Below are 17,466 nucleotides of genomic sequence, written 5' to 3'. Positions count from 1 at the left end.
ACTAGATTGTTATATTTCTCCCAACTAGTATGCCTAGTTGGTGAGGTGTGAAGGGTGTGTTCACTCTTTTACTGTGTTAAAAAATCCACTACTAGAATTGAATCTGTAATGATGGATAATTTAGAGGCTCATATCAGCTTTCAGATACAAAGAGCAAACATCAGCTATTCTAGCCTGCACCTAAGAAAAGTGATAAATTTTACCTGTTAGCAGCACTAAAATTCCTGCAAAAACCTATTATACGATTCATCTGTTACTGATGTCATTAACTATGAGGAGTAATAATAAAAATATCAACCCTCTAGATACGTAAGTAAAATTGTTGATTAAATATGACTAGTCAATTTCCTTAAAGATAGAAATTATCAGCAAATACTATGATATTTCTCTATCCAGAGACTCAAGCTTTTTTTTAAAATTGAGGAAATAATCGTAAACCCCCTCAAACACTAAATTATTGTGAAAATAACTGTGCGTTTAAGGCTTTCGTGATGCGATCGCTAGAAAATTCTAAGTGGGCTAGAGTATAAGTATCCAGTTTTTCCCCAAATTGTTTTACCTGGGTATTAATGGCGTTTTGCAGTTGGCGCAATTCATACCAAGCGAGTGTTCTGCCATCATCTGGTACATCATATTGATGTAAGACCATTTCTAGCAGAATATTCAGATGTTCTTGTTGCAGAGAACGCCGGATGCTAGAAATTGCCTTTGCTTCCCCCGTAGCTAAAACTTCTGTCCAGATGCCTTGTTGCAAGGTGTCGAATAATTCCGGGATGGAAAGTGCTTGCCCAACTAGAGTTTTTAATTCTAGATCCCGTAAACGATGGAGACGTTCAGCATTAAATAGCGATCGCAATATTCCCCTTTGATAACTTAAAATACTTTCATGAATGGGATAGTCAAGGCGATTATTGGGCGCAAAGCTTCCCCAGTGTTGCCAGCGTGATGGTGCTAGCTGATTCAGCAATTGCGGTGAGAAACTAAAAGCATCCTCAGCAAACACATACTCTTGTAACTTCGCCAATGCTTGACGTTGTTTCAGCAGTGGAACTGGTACAAATGCCCATGAACTATCATCACTAGCATGAACACGGCGGAACGATTCCCCCCCAATATATTGAGAAAGCAAGTTGGCGTTACGAAAATAATATTTCAGGACTCGATTAAATAAAACGCGCAGATTACTATAGCTTTCTCCCCGTGGTAAATAATGCTCATCCAGACGTTGCCACATCACACGGGCATTATCCATTTGCCACTGGGAATAGACTAGTACATCACTACTCATATCCCAAACATTGGCGAGAGGATTGATATCCAAGATATCCTCATCAGTCGCGTAAGATAACTCTGGTTGGGGAGATGCCAAGGCAATCTGCTGCAAAAAGCTCTTTTCTGCTTCTGGATTGATCATCTCACCAACGGCGTGAGGACTGTTTTTATAACCGTACTCAATTGCCCATTCATCGTAGGGGCCAATCACACTAGGGAAATATTCACCTTGCTGGACTCCCTGGGGTGCTATGTTCACAGGTAGATAGTCCATCACCGAACCAACTAAACCTTTAGTGTGGGTGATTTCAGTGTTATTTAATTCTTCAGGCGTTAACATAGTGCTGCCGTGGAAGTTGTGACGCAAACCAAGAGTGTGTCCGACTTCGTGGGCGATGAGATAACGCAAATATTGATGTACATACTCCTGCATCGCCTCACTACTGGGTTGAGTATTTTGCAACAGTGATAACGCCAATGCCCCCATAGAGGCTTGCTCTGATGTATGTTGGCTATAGCAAGATTCAAAGGGTGTAGGGGTGTAGGGGTGTAGGGGTATAGGGGAAGAAACGTGGTTAATATTATGCTGCTGGCTTGTGTCTCTTACCTGTTGACAGAGGTTATTGTCTTCCATCAGTGCGTGATATTCTTGCTGAACCGATCGCACCATGTTGGCATCGATGATAATATCTGCGTCTAAGATTTCGCCGGTGAGGGGGTTGACTCTTGCTGGCCCTTTGGCAAAACCAGCATCTAAAGAATTAAACCAGCGAATAGTATTGTAGCGGACATCGCCTGGTTGCCAGTCAGCATCATCTGGCATTTGTTGCACTGCGATCGCATTTTCAAATCCTGCTTTGGCAAATGCTTTGTTCCACATCAGCACACCTTCACGAATCGCCTCACGATACTGCGGCGGTACAGCATTCTCAATCCAAAACACAATTTGCTGTTTGGGTGGTGATAAGGGTGCGTTCGAGTCGGATGGTTCGAGATGCCAACGGTTAATATAACGGACAAAGGGTTCTTGAGTGTGATTGTTTGAGAAGTCTTGAAAGGCAGTAATAAAATATCCCACTCGGTCATCAGCTAACCTGGGAATATAGCCGTTGTGTTCTTGAAGTTGAGAAAAACTGTAGTGTACCTTCAAGCTAAGTGAGCGACTATCGGGTAAAGTGACTAAATCTGCTCCTTCTGGTGATGAAAAACCATAAATTGCATCAATCTCAACATTCTCTGGGAAGCTTTTAACATCACCAAAATAGGATTTGCTTCTTTCTAGCCGATAATCAGCCTGTAAAGAGTATTTCAATAAGGGAGTTAATCCGGGAAAATCCTGCATGAGCAGATTATCCAAGTTAATCAGAATATTTTTACTGCGCGGATCAATACTTGCTATTTCCAGTGAATAAAGAACTGAGTCGCTAAATGAACGAGCTAGCGATCGCTGTTCTGCTTCACTTGATTCTGTACGGAATTTAACATTACGTACCACAAAGTGCAAATTATTGTTAACTCGGCGGAAATAAAACAGATAATCAGCAAGCGGTAATCCGCTATAAATCCCCGCCTCACCAATCCCCGATTCTAATGTGACTGTAGCTAAATAATTTTTATTTAATTGTTCTGGCTGAATTTCTAAGTAAATTTCCCCTGAATCCTCATGACTATAAAGTGTGAATAGTCCTTGTAATTTATTTGTTCCTTTAAATTGCTCACGAAATCGCCAAAAATCTTCTTTGATACTTTCCCCAAGATTATTGTCAACGATTGCTAATTTTTCCACTATCGGGACTGTGGTTAATTGCTGAACATCAGGATTTGAAAGCTGGTCGGCTCTGGCATAATTGGTATTTAGTAATAAAACATACAATAAAAATGCCAAGATTACTACTTTATTTATCCAGTATTTCATTCGTTAGTTTTCTGCCTGAAGCGACTCTCGTGTTGAGGACAAAATCGATAGCTATTCCGTGATTTTTAATTTATAAAATAAAATTCAAGATTTAGCAATATTTATTTCTTCAGGCAGAGATTTAATCAAACTAAAGATAGATGTTTTTTATACCCATTCCGAATTTTTAACCATCCTCTTATAGCGGTTCTCACTTTAGTGAGGTACAAGAACCCCACCCCCAACCCCCTAAGAGGTTGTTTGAAAAGTGGTTTGCTGTGATTTTAGACACTTGTTTATCCCCCCTAACCCCCCTTAAAAAGCTACGGTGTATACACAAGTCAGATATTCTTTCTAGATCAAGGTTTTACCCCCCTTAATCCCCCCTTGGAAAGGGGGGAAACCAGAAAATCCAGTTCCCTCCCCTTTCCAAGGGGAGGGTTAGGGTAGGGTAATTCGAGGACAGATAGTGATTCGATAACTTGTGTATACACGGTAGCTTAAAAAGAGGGGAACAAGAATCAAAGTCCCCCTTTTTAAGGGGGATTTAGGGGGATCTGAAATGTTTTGCTACACCAATAGGTACTTTTCAAACATCCTCTAAGAGCAAGCGGGGAGGAGGCTATATACTTCATGTGATTAAGAAACGCTATAGCAGTGCGGTATTTATCGTGTGTCGATTAGATTATATTGATGTAAGACCCCTCTTTTTTATCGCTAAACATCGGGTGAAAATGGTGATTATGTGTCTTCTTTAAAACTGGCATTTCTTGCCAGCATTGTCGGCAGAAAAAATAAACTTCATGACTGCGGATATGCCGTAAAAGCCGATGAGAGCAACAGGGACAAGTATTCATTATTTTTTGAATTTATAAAAATGTAGTTTCAAAACAAAATTTTATAGTTATGTAACAAAGTTATTAGTTACATAACTGTTTTAATAATTCTTTTTTTCGTAAGTAATATCTTCGGTAAAAACACTTAAAATTGGTATTAAGTTATATTAAAGAAATCATTTATAAGTAGACTCGCTTACAGAAATACCGCTTGCTTGAATTTGGGGATCAATATTTAGAGGACTGAGATCAGAAAAAACCTCAATTATTCAATTGATATGCCTGAAACAGTAATATTTTTCATAAGTATTATTGCGAGGTTTATGATAACCTAGTACAGCACGGCATAAATCAAGCAAAGATAATATTATTCACCATTGTGGAAAATGCAGCGATCGCACCAAAATATTGATCGCATTCTGAAGTATCTTGATTCTGAGGCATAAGTTAAAAATTCAGAAACTGCAATATCAATGTGTCAACTGCTGGGAATGAATTGTAATGTGCCAACCGATATCTGCTTTTCCTTTGAAGGGTTTTCCGCACGGGGAGGAAGAACAGATGATCATAGTGATGGTTGGGGGATTGCTTTCTTTGAAGGTAAAGGATGTAGAATATTTTTAGATGCTAAACCTTCTATTAATTCTGCGATCGCAGATTTGGTGAGGCGTTATCCCATCCACTCTACCCACGTTATCGCCCATATTCGTAAGGCTACCCAAGGGGAAGTCGCCTTACATAATTGCCATCCGTTTCGCCGGGAACTCTGGGGACGGTATTGGGTGTTTGCTCATAACGGCAATTTGCCAGATTTTGATCCAGAACCTCAAGGTTTTTATCAGGCTGTGGGTAATACTGATAGTGAAAAAGCCTTTTGCGTAATCTTAGAAACCCTCAGACAAAGCTTTCCCCAAGGTCAACCCCCCTTAGATAGATTGTATCCTGTACTGCAAAAAGTTACAGAACAATTAGCCACGGCAGGTATTTTTAATTACTTACTCTCCGATGGGGAACATTTTTTTACTCACTGCTCAACTAAACTGAGTTATATAGTCCGTCAAGCACCCTTTGCGGCGGCTCACTTAATAGACCAAGATATGACTGTAGATTTTAACGAATTAACCACATCAAGCGATCGCGTCGCCGTCATCGCCACCACTCCCCTCACAGATAACGAGGTTTGGACACCCATTCAACCGGGAGAATTATTAGTGTTTCAAGATGGGTTGCCATTGCAACATTTTTAGGATCTACTTGCTTGATGCAAAAAAATGTTATTCTCAATTTGGCTAAAATTTTGTCTTGCTTAAGTATTTATTAGCGAAAACTTGGGTTTAAAACCCTGTGATGTAAAAAATAAATCTCTGGGCAGTTTTTTTTACAAACTTGCAATTGAATCACTCACCTTTGATTCTGATGAAAACCCATGCTGACAGAACGCCGACACGCAATCTTAATTGTTGATGAGGTAGAGATTAATCAAGATAAGTATCGTTCTTATCTAAATGTTTATTCAGACATTGATTATACCATAATAACAGCAAAATCGGCGAAAGATGTCTTAAATTTGTGTTGTGATCAGACTCCCTGGAATGAGGCTGGTATCATCGACGCAATTATTTTGAAATATCACCTGAGTGATCAAGATGGATTAGCAGTATTAAAAACGCTGAAATCTCAATGGGGAAAAAGCTGTCCTCCCGTGGTGATGATTGCTGAAGACAATACAGCTTTAGCAGTGCAAGCAATGAAAGCGGGTGCAGAAGACTATCTTGTTGAAGATCAATTTACACCAGAGCAGTTACGCTTCACGATAAAAACTGCCATCCAGAATGCCGAACTGCGCCAGGCGGAACAATCAAGGGAAGAACAATTTCGGGCTATTTTCAATCATACTTTTCAATTTATCGGGTTACTCACCGTTGAAGGTATTCTGATAGAAGCCAATCAGACGGCATTAGATTTTGCTGGCTTAATACGAGCAGATGTGATCAATCGTCCCTTTTGGGAAGTGCGGTGGTGGACGATTTCCACAGCAACCCAAGATAAATTAAAAGCGGCGATCACCCAAGCTGCAAAGGGAGAATTTGTCCGCTATGAAGTCGAAGTATTGGGAGTAGGCGATCGCATCGTCACCATCGATTTTTCCCTCAAACCCTTGCTTGATCAGTCGGGAACAGTCATCCTGTTGCTCCCAGAAGGACGGGATATTAGCGATCGGGTGCGTGCTGAAACTGAACGCCAACATCTAGAAGCACAATTGCGGGAGAGTGAAGAACGCTGGCAATTAACCCTACGCGGTAGTAATGATGGTGTCTGGGACTGGAATATTATTACCAATGAAGTTTTTTTCTCAGCTAGATGGAAAGAAATGTTGGGATACCCAGACCACGAAATTAACAACCATCTAGATGAATGGGCAAAACGCGTACATCCCGACGATATCAATTGGGTCATGCAGGCGATTCAAGACCACTTTGAGCGCAAAACTCCATTTTACAGCACTGAGCATCGTGTCCAGTGCAAAGACGGCACGTATAAATGGATTCTGGATCGCGGTCAAGCACTGTGGGATGAGGCGGGAAATGTGGTGCGGATGGCAGGAACGCACACAGACATGACTAAGCGTAAACAATTAGAAGCAAGACTGCAACAGGCAAACCAGGAATTAGAGCAAAGGGTAGCAGCACGGACGGCTGAATTACAACAAGTTAATGCCACCTTAGCCGAACGAGAAGCAACTCTGAGAAGTTACTACGACAATGCACCGATGCTAATGGGAGTGGTCGAGATTACTGAGAATGATATTCTTCACATTTACGATAACTCTACCACCTGCCGTTTCTTTGGTCATGAACCAGGTAGCACAACTGGGAAACTGGCTAGTGAGTTGGGAGTAACCCCGACTATTATTCAAGTGTGGCTGACCCAGTACCGTGAATCTGAATTACGGGGTGAACCTGTAAAATTTGAGTATGTTCATGAGGATAATCAGAAACATCTTATTTACTTGTCAGTGACAGTTGCCCCCATTAATTCATCTGTGTTTAGACATCCTCGATTTTGTTATGTAGCAGAAGAAATTACAACCCGCAAACAGATAGAGGAAACACTGCTGCAAAATGATCTAAAAATTCGCCGTCAACTCAACGAAATTGAGTCAATTTACCAAACTGCACCGATTGGTCTGGGTGCTTTAGATACTGAGTTGCGCTTTGTGCGGATTAATCAACGGTTAGCGGAAATTAATGGGATTCCAGTAGAAGCACATTTGGGGCGTAGCGTGCGAGAGACTGTCCCAAACCTAGCAAGCGAAGTCGAACCCATATTACGTAATATTATCCAAACAGGTGAACCTGTCCTCAACATTGAAATCAATGGTGAAACTGCTGCTCAACCTGGTGTCAGTCGCACATGGCTAGAGAGTTGGCATCCTTTGAAGGATGATAATGGACAAGTCATCGGTATTAATATTGTCTGTGAGGAAATTAGCGATGTCTACAACGAGCTTCGCTTACGCAAGCAACTGGAAATAGAACGGGAACAGTTATTACAAAGAGAACAAGCAGCACGTAAGCAAGCGGAAGCCTCTAACCGGATTAAAGATGAATTTCTAGCAGTCCTATCCCACGAACTGCGGACTCCCCTGAACCCAATTCTGGGTTGGATTAAACTAATCAGAAGTGGCCGATTAGAAGCAAACAAAACAGCTGAAGCCTTGGAAGCTATTGAGCGCAATGCCGATTTACAGTTACGTCTAATTGAAGACTTACTAAATATATCTCGAATTATGCAGGGTAAAATCACCCTGAATGTTTCCACAGTTAATCTTGTTTCCATCACAAGAGCCGCTATAGAAACGGTGCATTTAGCATTAGAAAATAAAAACATCCAAATTCAAACTATTATTGAACCCAATTTAGGAAAAGTAGCAGGAGATGCAGCCCGCTTACAACAAATTCTATGGAATCTACTATCCAATGCTGTCAAATTTACACCACCAGGCGGGAAAATAGAAATCAGATTAGAGCAGATTAGATCCTATGCTCAAATCACTATCAGTGACACAGGTAAAGGCATCAGTGCAGAATTTTTACCATACATATTTAATTACTTTTGGCAAGAAGATAGCAGCATTACCCGAAACTTTGGTGGTTTGGGATTAGGACTAGCAATTGTCCGTAACTTAGTGGAACTACATGGCGGTACTATTACAGCCCATAGCCCTGGTATTGGGCAGGGGGCAACTTTCACAGTTAAACTACCAATTACTTTTAATTCAGAGACTCCTAAGCACAATCAGCAGCAAGATATTTCCTTTGATTTTAGTGGGATTAAAGTTTTAGTTGTGGATGATGATGCCGACTCCCTCGAATTTGTTACCTTTGTCCTGCGAATGTATCAAGCAGAAGTGATAACAGCATCATCAGGTTTAGAAGCTTTGCAAATATTAGCGCGTTTAAAACCCGATGTCTTAGTTAGTGATATTGGAATGCCGCAAATGAACGGCTATGAACTGTTACAACAAATTAGGACTAGGACATCGGCTAATAACGGACAAATTCCAGCGATCGCACTGACTGCATACGCTGGAGAATTGTACCAAAAACAGGCACAGGCAGTAGGTTTTCAAATGCACATACCTAAACCGATAGAACCAGACACTTTAGCCTCGGCTGTTGCCAGACTAGTTGGCATGGTTTAGGGCAGGGGGCAGGGGGCAGGGGGCAGGGGAAGCAGGGGAAGCAGGGGAAGAAAAATTTAATTGCGAATTGCGAATTGCGTTAGCGTAGCGGGACGTTAGTCCATTGCGAATTGTTTTAATTCCCATATTCCGATAGGGAATATGAAGTTTTTGCTTGTCAATTTTACGAAAAGTCTGCGATTATTATTTATATACAACTGTATTTGCATCGATTAACCGTATATTCTCTAGGAGAATTTGGCATGAGCTTGTGGCAGCGACCCCTTAAACAATTACAGCTGATTGCTGGGCAGGGAAAAAGCCTGTTGAGATTTAGATTTAGTTCCTTAAAAGGCTTTGTCTCATTGATGATAGTGGGAACAATGTTGAGTCTCACCCTTGCTGCTTGCTCTGGGGGAAATGAAAATAATACCACTGGCGAAGCATCTACCGCGAATCCTGTTGCTGCCAACAAACCAAATGTCCAAATCACCCTAGTTTCCTTTGCTGTCACCAAACTAGCTCACGAGGCGATTATTCCCAAGTTTGTCGAAAAATGGCAGCAAGAACATAACCAGACTGTCACCTTTAGACAAAGTTACGGTGGCTCAGGTTCTCAAACTCGTGCTGTCATTGATGGATTAGATGCAGATGTGGTTCACTTGGCATTGGCACTAGACACAGAAAAGATTGAGAAGGCTGGACTGATTGCGCCAGGATGGGAAAAAGAAGTTCCGAATAACGGTATAGTTTCTAAATCTGTAGCAGCAATCATTACTCGCCCAGGAAACCCCAAAGGCATCAAAAATTGGGCAGATTTAGCTAAAGATGATATTAAAGTAATTACAGCTGACCCCAAAACCTCTGGTGTTGCCCGTTGGAACTTTTTAGCACTGTGGAATGCTGGGATTAAAAATGGCGGCGATGAAGCCAAAGCCAAAGAATTTGTCACTCAAGTCTATAGAAATGTGCCAATTTTGACTAGAGATGCACGAGAAGCAACAGACGCATTTGCTAAACAAGGACAGGGAGACGCTTTAATCAACTACGAAAATGAAGTTATCTTGGCAGAACAAAAAGGTGAGAAACTAGACTACATTATCCCCGAAGTTAACATTTCCATCGATAATCCCATTGCAGTGGTTGATAAAAACGTTGATAAACACGGTAATAGAGAAGTGGCAGAAGCGTTTGTGAAATTCCTCTATACACCAGAGGCACAACAAGAGTTTGTCAAATTAGGATTCCGACCAGTAGAAGAGACAGTAGCTCAAACCAAAGAAGTCAAAGATAAGTTCCCCGCAGTCAAAACTCTAGGTACAGCTCAAGACTTTGGTGGTTGGCAAACCATTGACCAAAAATTCTTCGCTGATGGCGGTGTATTTGACCAAGTTCAATCCAGTATTAAAAGATAGCGGATTGTGATCGAGTTCGTAGTAAGGACTTTAGTCCTTCTTTTCGGACTAAAATCCTGACTACAAACCTTTAATTATTTACACCGTTCTACTTAACTCATTTTGAATTGTCTATGAGCTTATCTCCTACTGCGGAAATTGATCATAAAATTCCGGTTTGGCAAAAATTTCTCCGTCCAGTCATAAAAATGCCTTGGACATGGCGGATTACTTGGGGATATCTAACAATTATGTTATTTCTCCCAATGGCTGCCATGTTTCTTAAAGCCAGTACAGAAACACCGACTAGATTTTGGGCAATTGCTACTAGTGATCTGGCTTTAGCCACTTACAACGTCACCTTTGTCACTTCCTTACTGGCTGCGTTACTCAATGGCATCTTTGGGACTCTCATAGCTTGGGTGTTAGTGCGCTACGACTTTCCCCTCAAAAGAATAATTGATGCTACCGTAGATTTACCGTTTGCATTACCAACTGCGGTAGCAGGTTTAACACTAGCAACAGTGTACAGTAATAATGGCTGGATTGGTTCGCTGCTTGCACCAATGGGGATTAAAGTATCCTTCACCCGCTTAGGTGTTTGGGTGGCAATGGTGTTTATTTCATTACCTTTTGTAGTCAGAACAGTACAACCTGTACTACAAGAAATGGAAATAGAAATTGAAGAAGCTGCTTGGTCTTTGGGTGCTTCCCAGTGGCAAACTTTTTGGAAAGTGATTTTACCTCCCTTATTACCTTCGATTTTGACAGGTGTAGCTTTGGGTTTTTCCCGTGCGGTGGGGGAGTATGGTTCGACGGTGATCATTGCTTCTAATACACCATTTCAAGATTTGATTGCCCCTGTGTTGATTTTCCAACGTTTAGAGCAGTATGACTATTCTGGTGCAACTGTCATTGGCGTAGTGCTACTGGCTATTTCCCTAGTATTGCTCTTAACAATCAATTTATTACAATCTTGGGCAAGAAGATATGACAATAAGTAAGGGATCTAAGGCAAATACGTCTCATCCCAGACAAAAGAAGAGTTTCGTTCCCACATTGTTAATTGGAATTGCGATCGCATATTTAGCCCTAGTTCAATATATCCCCGCCATTAACGTTTTTTTTCAAGCCTTCAGTAAGGGCGTAGGGCCATTTATAGACAACCTCGGCCGTACTGATTTCCTTTATGCTGCCAAATTAACCCTAGTATTGGCATTAATTTCCGTACCTTTAAATTTAGTATTTGGTTTGTGTGCAGCCTGGGCGATCGCGCGGCATAAATTCCCCGGACGTGCTTTCGTCTTAAGTCTGATTGACCTGCCTTTTTCCATCTCCCCTGTCGTTGCTGGTTTGATGATTGTGTTACTCTACGGGCGGAATGGCTGGTTTGGCACTATTCTGGAAGCTCATGACGTGAAAGTTGTCTTTGCCTTACCAGGGATGGTATTAGCAACAACTTTTGTGAGTATGCCCTTTGTGGCGCGGGAAGTCATCCCCGTTTTAGAAGAATTTGGTCAAGACCAAGAAGAAGCCGCTAGAACCCTGGGTGCAAATGATTGGCAGATATTTTGGCGCGTGACCTTACCTGGGATTCGTTGGGGGTTGCTTTATGGTTTAATTTTGACCAATGCGAGGGCAATGGGTGAATTTGGCGCGGTGTCCGTTGTCTCAGGTAACATTGCTAATATTACCCAAAGCTTACCCTTATTTGTCGAAGAAGCTTATAAACAATACAAAACAGAGGCAGCATTTTCTGCGGCTGTATTGTTAGCCTTACTCGCCGTCGTCACCTTGATACTCAAGGAGATTGTCGAACGAAAAACCCGTATTAAAGATGTAGAATAATTAAAGGATTGGACATTGCGTCAGTGGAAACTCTTGCTAATTCTCAATCTTCACTTTCAATACATCACTGATTAACCATCTACTGGATGCAGACAATCGGCTTCTATGGCATCCTATAGAAGGAGAGTTAATTCGGTGAGCATCTTTGTTTTTAGTATTGACAGGTTTTTCCCTTTTGGTCTTGACAGGTTTTTCTCCGAAATTTAAATCTCTACACAGTAATAATTTTGGAGACAATCTATGTCAATTTATGTAGGCAACCTCTCTTACGAAGTTACTCAAGATACCTTGAGTGCTGTTTTTGCCGAATACGGTACTGTAAAGCGGGTTCAAGTACCTACTGACCGTGAAACAGGCCGTCCACGCGGTTTTGCTTTTGTGGAAATGGGAACTGAAGCTGAAGAAACAGCTGCCATCGAAGCCCTTGACGGTGCTGAATGGATGGGTCGTGACCTCAAAGTTAACAAAGCCAAGCCTAAAGAAGATAGAGGGGGTTCTTTTGGTGGAAACCGTGGGGGAGGATACGGTGGCGGTGGAGGTGGCGGACGTAACCGCTACTAAGTTTTGAAAACTGAAATTTTTCAACCGAATTTTCAGGTTATATCAAGAGTCTGACTTTTTTTACACTTTAGTCAACTAGACAACTGACCATTATGAGCCATTAATTAAGCCAATTTAGCAGGAGGGATAATGACCCAAATAGTAGTAGGGGACAATGAACACATTGAATCAGCCTTACGTCGATTTAAGCGAGAAGTTTCCAAGGCGGGCATTTTTCAAGATATGAGGAAGCACCGTCACTTTGAAACGCCTATTGAAAAATCCAAGCGCAAAAAGATTGCCTTGCACAAGCAAAGTAAAAGACGTTTCCGCACTTAAATAGTGTGATAAGTATAAAAAACCCTCATAATTTTTATGAGGGTTTTTTGTACCTCTTACATAAATGCTGAACCTGTCATGTTGAGCGAAGCGAAACATCTCAAAGATTCTACATTTCGTTCAGAATGACACATATCATTTTCGGACTTTTGCAAGAGGTTTTTTATTTTGAATTTTCCATTCCCCGGTCAGGCTTCGTTTAGCTCATAGGCTTGATGCGACCGGGACGACCATCAGACTTTTTCCCACCTGTTATGGTTCGCTGTGCCGATTTTTTAGCTGTAGAGCGAACCGGACGTTGGCTACCTTGAGGTCTGTGCTTGCGTTCATCTGGAACTGCTTCCAGCTTGGTGTGGGAATTCGCTCCCAAGCCAGCAACCACTTCAACAGGTAATCGCTGTTCAATCAGTTTTTCGATATCTGCCAACAACGGGTATTCATCGACGCATACCAGCGATACCGCTTCACCTGACGCACCAGCGCGACCAGTACGACCAATGCGATGAACATAATCTTCTGGTACATTGGGCAGATCGAAATTGACCACATGGGGTAGTTCACTGATGTCAAGACCTCGCGCTGCAATGTCTGTTGCCACCAATACCTGTAAACTACCGTTCTTGAACTTTGCTAAAGCGTGGGTACGCGCCGACTGACTCTTATTACCGTGAATGGCTAGTGCTTGAATACGCTCCTGGCTTAACTCCTTAACCAGACGGTCAGCACCATACTTTGTTCTAGTGAATACTAACACTTGATACCAGTTATCTTGCCGAATTAGGTGAGCAAGTAGGTGACGTTTCCGGTCACGGTCTACTTTGTAGACTTTTTGGGCTACTGTATCGGCGGTAACGTTGCGGCGTGCTACCTCGATCATCTTCGGTTGATTAAGTAGCCCGGTAGCAAGTGCCTTAATTTTTTCTGAGAAGGTGGCGAAGAATAGCAAATTTTGTCGCTGTTTGGGTAGGAGCGAGAGAATGCGCCGGATATCACGAATAAAACCCATGTCTAACATCCGATCTGCTTCATCTAGCACTAAAATCTCGATATGTGACAGATTTATCGTACCCTGCTGCACATGGTCTAGCAGTCGCCCTGGGGTAGAAACTAGAATATCCACACGACCCTTCAAAAGCCGTTTTTGGGGATTAATGCTGACCCCACCGAACATTGCCATCGTGTTCAAATTTAGATACTTGCCATACTCACGCACGCTTAACTCCACCTGTGCGGCGAGTTCACGAGTTGGGGTGAGAATCAACGCCCGGATTGGTGAGTATTCATTAGATGTATTTTGAACGCTATTGTCGGAAGACAACCGATGTAAAAGCGGTAGCGTGAAGCTGGCAGTCTTTCCAGTCCCCGTTTGTGCGCCAGCTAGCAAATCACGCCCCGACAAGACGGCAGGAATCGCCTGCATCTGGATTGGTGTAGGTTTGGTGTAACCCCGTTCGGTGACTGCACGGATAATTTCTTTTGACAAGCCGAGAGTAGAAAAAGACATAAAACTCCAGAATTAACATCGGCCTGTCGCCAGTGGCGGCATCAGTTTGAGGCGGACGGATGGTTGGCATGGCTAGTACCGCTACGCGGAAGTCAAAAGTCAAAAATCAAAAGTCAAAAGTCCTATATCTTAAGGCTTTGAACGATTGAGAATGGTCTGTTTATTTACGCCGTGCTGTACTAGTTGGGCAGTAAACGCCAAGACTGAAAGCGAATGCCCCAATTCTGTATTTTAACAGAGTATAGTTCGTTGTGTCTTAAACAGAATTAATTACATACATTATTTGCCTGTCCCCTATACCTTTAAATAACCAGTTACTTTCTTAATAGAAACTTTATATAAAAAAACGTGTAATTACAGCTTATTTTTTCGCGTAATAAAAGTTAAAAAAATGAACCAAGTTGCTTCTTTGAATTGCTAAAAATAAAAAAATGACAACAATTGCTGACTTAAATAATGGAATTTTTACTGTTGAATTATCGGGCAAAGTTAGCGTTGATTTTCTATATGATGGTGGATTGAATAAGGGAGAACTAGCAATCTTCAGTCTTCAAGGTATGGAAGATATGAAGGTAGGTTCGGCAGAATTTATCCTGGAAGCAACTAAACGCGCCCTCAGCAATTCTAATTCCGGTTATGTAGTTGTTCGGGATGAAAGCGATCGCGCTCGTTTTAGCGACCTGAATCATGAATTATCCTGGGAGAAAGATTTTAATGGTGGTGTCTACCAAGGGCCGCAGCTGTTTGACATGACAGCCGGAACTACCTTCGCCATGATGTTAGTTACTGATACTACGGTAGCGAAGATTGCTCAAAGTACATCTATTAATACAGACAAAGTTCTGTTTTCTTTCGGTTCAGTAGATACAAAAACCGGGACAGTTTCACCCCAGATTGCAGATATCACGGGTAAGGGTAATACCTTCGGTTGGGAAGATATTAATACCTTAAAAACCAGTGATCGTGATTTCAACGATATGGTGGTTCAGGTATTGGGTGCAACTGCAACTGCACCTGAACTACAAGATGCTGTCTACGCCAACCGTAATTGGTTAAATACCAAAGTTGGACAAGAATTATCACAATATGTTAACCGTCCTCTGTTTGAAACAGGTACTTTTATTGTCGATGGTACGGGTCAAATTCAAGTTGATTATCTTTATGATGGCGGTTGGTATCAGGGACAATTAGCGGTTTTTAGCCTCAAAGGGATGGAAAACTACCAACCAGGCTCATTACAATTTATCCGAGAAGCCGCATCTCGCGCTTTAAGTAACTCTACACAAGGTCGCATTTTAATTAGCGATCGCACCGAAGGCGCGCGTTTCAACGGTAATGCTAGCTGGGAATTGGCTCATTATCATGATTGGGTGAATACCACCATAGGAAATGAGATTGTCAACCACTTTAATACTGATATTCTGCAACCTCAAATTTCCCAACCTGTTGTTACTGGGTTTTAATAGGTTCGTAGTAAGGGCTTTAGCCCTTTTTTAAGGACTAAAGTCCTTACTACGAACTCAATCATTTGAACCTTCTCTGTTCTAGGGAAGGTTTTTTATTGTTGGTGCGATCGCCTATACTAAAATACGGTGGAGTTAAGGATTATTGGTGTAGGAAATTAATAATTCAAGATGGACTTCTGGGACGATGAACGGGAATTTTAGCAATCTCTCAAATGAGCATAGTTTAATTCAGGCAATACATACGGCTGTTAAAGGTAGAGCCAGATTCAAGGTAAAAGGACTGCACCTTTCCGAACTTCTGGGAAAATACATTGAATCACGGCTATTACAAGAGAAAAATATTACCCAAGTGAGTGCTAACCATTTAACAGGCAATGTGCTGGTGATATTTAGCCCTGATTTTAAGCATAGTGCGATCGCTTCCCGACTCCACGATATTGTTTTAGATTATCAAAAATTCCCTAAAAATTTATCTATAACCACAGCAGCAGAACCTATACAACTAGTAACTCTGCCCATGCAGCCACAATTAGACAAACTCAACAGTCAACTAATTTTAGGGGCTGCGGCTGCGACAACTCTAGTTTTAAGCAGTGGGATTTTATACAAAAATGGTTTAGATACAAGCATTTTGCTAGGACTGCAAAAGCTTCATACTCCTCTGCTTGATGCCATCATGAAGGGGATAACTTTTTTGGGTGAGCCGGTAGTTTTTCTGTCAATTTGCTCCGCACTAGGAATTAATCTCTGGCAGAATCAACGCCACCGAGAAGCAACTACTTTGGGTATAGCAACCTTGGGTGCAGTGGGTTTAAATGTGCTGTTCAAAGAAATTTTTAGAAGGGCGCGTCCCACACATTGGGATTATATTGTCAATGCAGTTCACTATAGTTTTCCTAGTGGTCATGCAATGGTTTCGACAGCAATTTATGGCTGCATCGCTTATATTTTGGCGAAGCAATTTCCCCAATGGCGTAAACAAATTTTAAGTTCGACTACAGTCATAATTTTGGCAGTAGGTTTTAGTAGACTCTATTTGGGAGTACATTGGCCTACTGATGTTTTGGCTGGATATGCCGCAGGTTTATTATGGTTGATTTTCTGTATTCTTTATTTAGAGTGGCAGCCAAATTATGGCTTTTCAACTAATTTTTAATGGCGGTAAATTAGTTATGATTCGCTTCTCTACGTTCCCTGCGGGACGCTACCGCATTCGCGGCAGCGTTGCGTAGCAAAGACAGCCGCTACGCGTTAAGTGTTGGCGCAGCCTCTCCGTTAGGAGAAGCTATGCCGCAGGCTTTACACTCCAATTCAAAATTCAAAATTCAAAATGACCAATTATTCCTTGATGGTACAAACCCCTAAATTTATTTATGGATAGAAACATTTTAAACTTTGATTGGTTCAAGCCCCCGGATTTATCCGTGGGCATTAATTGCGAATTGCGAATTGCGAATTGCGAATTGTACTGACTTCCGCTTTGCGGTACTAGGTTGGGGATGGGGTTCTTGTAACTCACTCAAACGAGAAAGGCTATATCAGCATTACCTATTCCTATTTTAAGAAAAATCACGGATTTTTGTGTGAGACTTATTCTCTGGTTGCAACTTTCTATCGTAATTTATACTACATACCTTCAGGAGAAATAGAAATTACATTTGGTAACAAAAAGACTAAATTGTAAAGTGA

Annotated in this window: 11 protein-coding genes; 9 read left to right on the top strand and 2 right to left on the bottom strand. The window is 41.6% G+C overall.

Annotated features, from left to right (window positions below; translation table 11 throughout):
* Nucleotides 1–454 precede the first annotated feature (454 nt).
* Entirely contained in the window at nucleotides 455–3,187 is a 2,733-nt protein-coding gene (locus L6494_RS19515; protein ID WP_237989392.1) for a zinc-dependent metalloprotease, read from the bottom strand.
* 1,288 nt (nucleotides 3,188–4,475) lie between these two features.
* On the opposite strand from L6494_RS19515, the gene L6494_RS19510 reads away from it, so the two are divergent.
* The 7 genes from L6494_RS19510 to rpsU all read left to right on the top strand — a co-directional run bounded on the left by L6494_RS19510 (nucleotide 4,476) and on the right by rpsU (nucleotide 12,807).
* Nucleotides 4,476–5,249 (top strand): class II glutamine amidotransferase, encoded by a 774-nt coding sequence (locus L6494_RS19510; RefSeq protein WP_237989389.1) that lies wholly within the window; start codon nucleotides 4,476–4,478, stop codon nucleotides 5,247–5,249.
* A gap of 179 nt (nucleotides 5,250–5,428) precedes the next feature.
* Nucleotides 5,429–8,707: a PAS domain S-box protein gene (locus L6494_RS19505; protein ID WP_237989387.1), complete on the top strand. Its 3,279-nt coding sequence runs from the start codon at nucleotides 5,429–5,431 to the stop codon at nucleotides 8,705–8,707.
* A gap of 242 nt (nucleotides 8,708–8,949) precedes the next feature.
* The gene (locus L6494_RS19500) at nucleotides 8,950–10,101 is read left to right on the top strand and encodes a sulfate ABC transporter substrate-binding protein (protein WP_237989386.1); all 1,152 of its coding nucleotides are present in this window, start codon (nucleotides 8,950–8,952) and stop codon (nucleotides 10,099–10,101) included.
* Nucleotides 10,102–10,214: 113 nt separating this feature from the next.
* Nucleotides 10,215–11,084 carry a sulfate ABC transporter permease subunit CysT gene (gene cysT, locus L6494_RS19495; protein WP_237989385.1) on the top strand — a complete coding sequence of 290 codons (870 nt, stop codon included), beginning with the start codon at nucleotides 10,215–10,217 and terminating at the stop codon, nucleotides 11,082–11,084.
* Nucleotides 11,071–11,928, top strand: coding sequence for a sulfate ABC transporter permease subunit CysW (gene cysW, locus L6494_RS19490; protein ID WP_237989384.1), 858 nt, complete (start codon nucleotides 11,071–11,073; stop codon nucleotides 11,926–11,928). The genes cysT and cysW overlap by 14 nt, the downstream gene beginning before the upstream one ends.
* A gap of 240 nt (nucleotides 11,929–12,168) precedes the next feature.
* Complete coding sequence (locus L6494_RS19485) at nucleotides 12,169–12,489, top strand: RNA recognition motif domain-containing protein (protein WP_237989383.1); 321 nt, start codon at nucleotides 12,169–12,171, stop codon at nucleotides 12,487–12,489.
* Nucleotides 12,490–12,618: 129 nt separating this feature from the next.
* Complete coding sequence (gene rpsU / locus L6494_RS19480) at nucleotides 12,619–12,807, top strand: 30S ribosomal protein S21 (RefSeq protein WP_237989382.1); 189 nt, start codon at nucleotides 12,619–12,621, stop codon at nucleotides 12,805–12,807.
* Nucleotides 12,808–13,006: 199 nt separating this feature from the next.
* Here rpsU and L6494_RS19475 read toward each other — a convergent pair whose 3' ends face one another.
* On the bottom strand, nucleotides 13,007–14,311 hold the full coding sequence (locus L6494_RS19475; protein ID WP_237989381.1) for a DEAD/DEAH box helicase: 1,305 nt from the start codon (nucleotides 14,309–14,311) through the stop codon (nucleotides 13,007–13,009).
* 431 nt (nucleotides 14,312–14,742) lie between these two features.
* On the opposite strand from L6494_RS19475, the gene L6494_RS19470 reads away from it, so the two are divergent.
* The gene (locus L6494_RS19470; RefSeq protein ID WP_237989379.1) at nucleotides 14,743–15,774 is read left to right on the top strand and encodes a DUF4114 domain-containing protein; all 1,032 of its coding nucleotides are present in this window, start codon (nucleotides 14,743–14,745) and stop codon (nucleotides 15,772–15,774) included.
* A 187-nt stretch (nucleotides 15,775–15,961) separates the two neighbouring features.
* The gene (locus L6494_RS19465; RefSeq protein ID WP_237989377.1) at nucleotides 15,962–16,933 is read left to right on the top strand and encodes a phosphatase PAP2 family protein; all 972 of its coding nucleotides are present in this window, start codon (nucleotides 15,962–15,964) and stop codon (nucleotides 16,931–16,933) included.
* The last annotated feature ends 533 nt before the right edge of the window (nucleotides 16,934–17,466 follow it).

It is taken from the genome of Nostoc sp. UHCC 0870, assembly GCF_022063185.1.
Classification (GTDB): Bacteria; Cyanobacteriota; Cyanobacteriia; order Cyanobacteriales; family Nostocaceae; genus Trichormus.
Note: the sequence above shows the minus strand (reverse complement) of the source record. Positions and strands in the feature narration are given on the sequence as shown.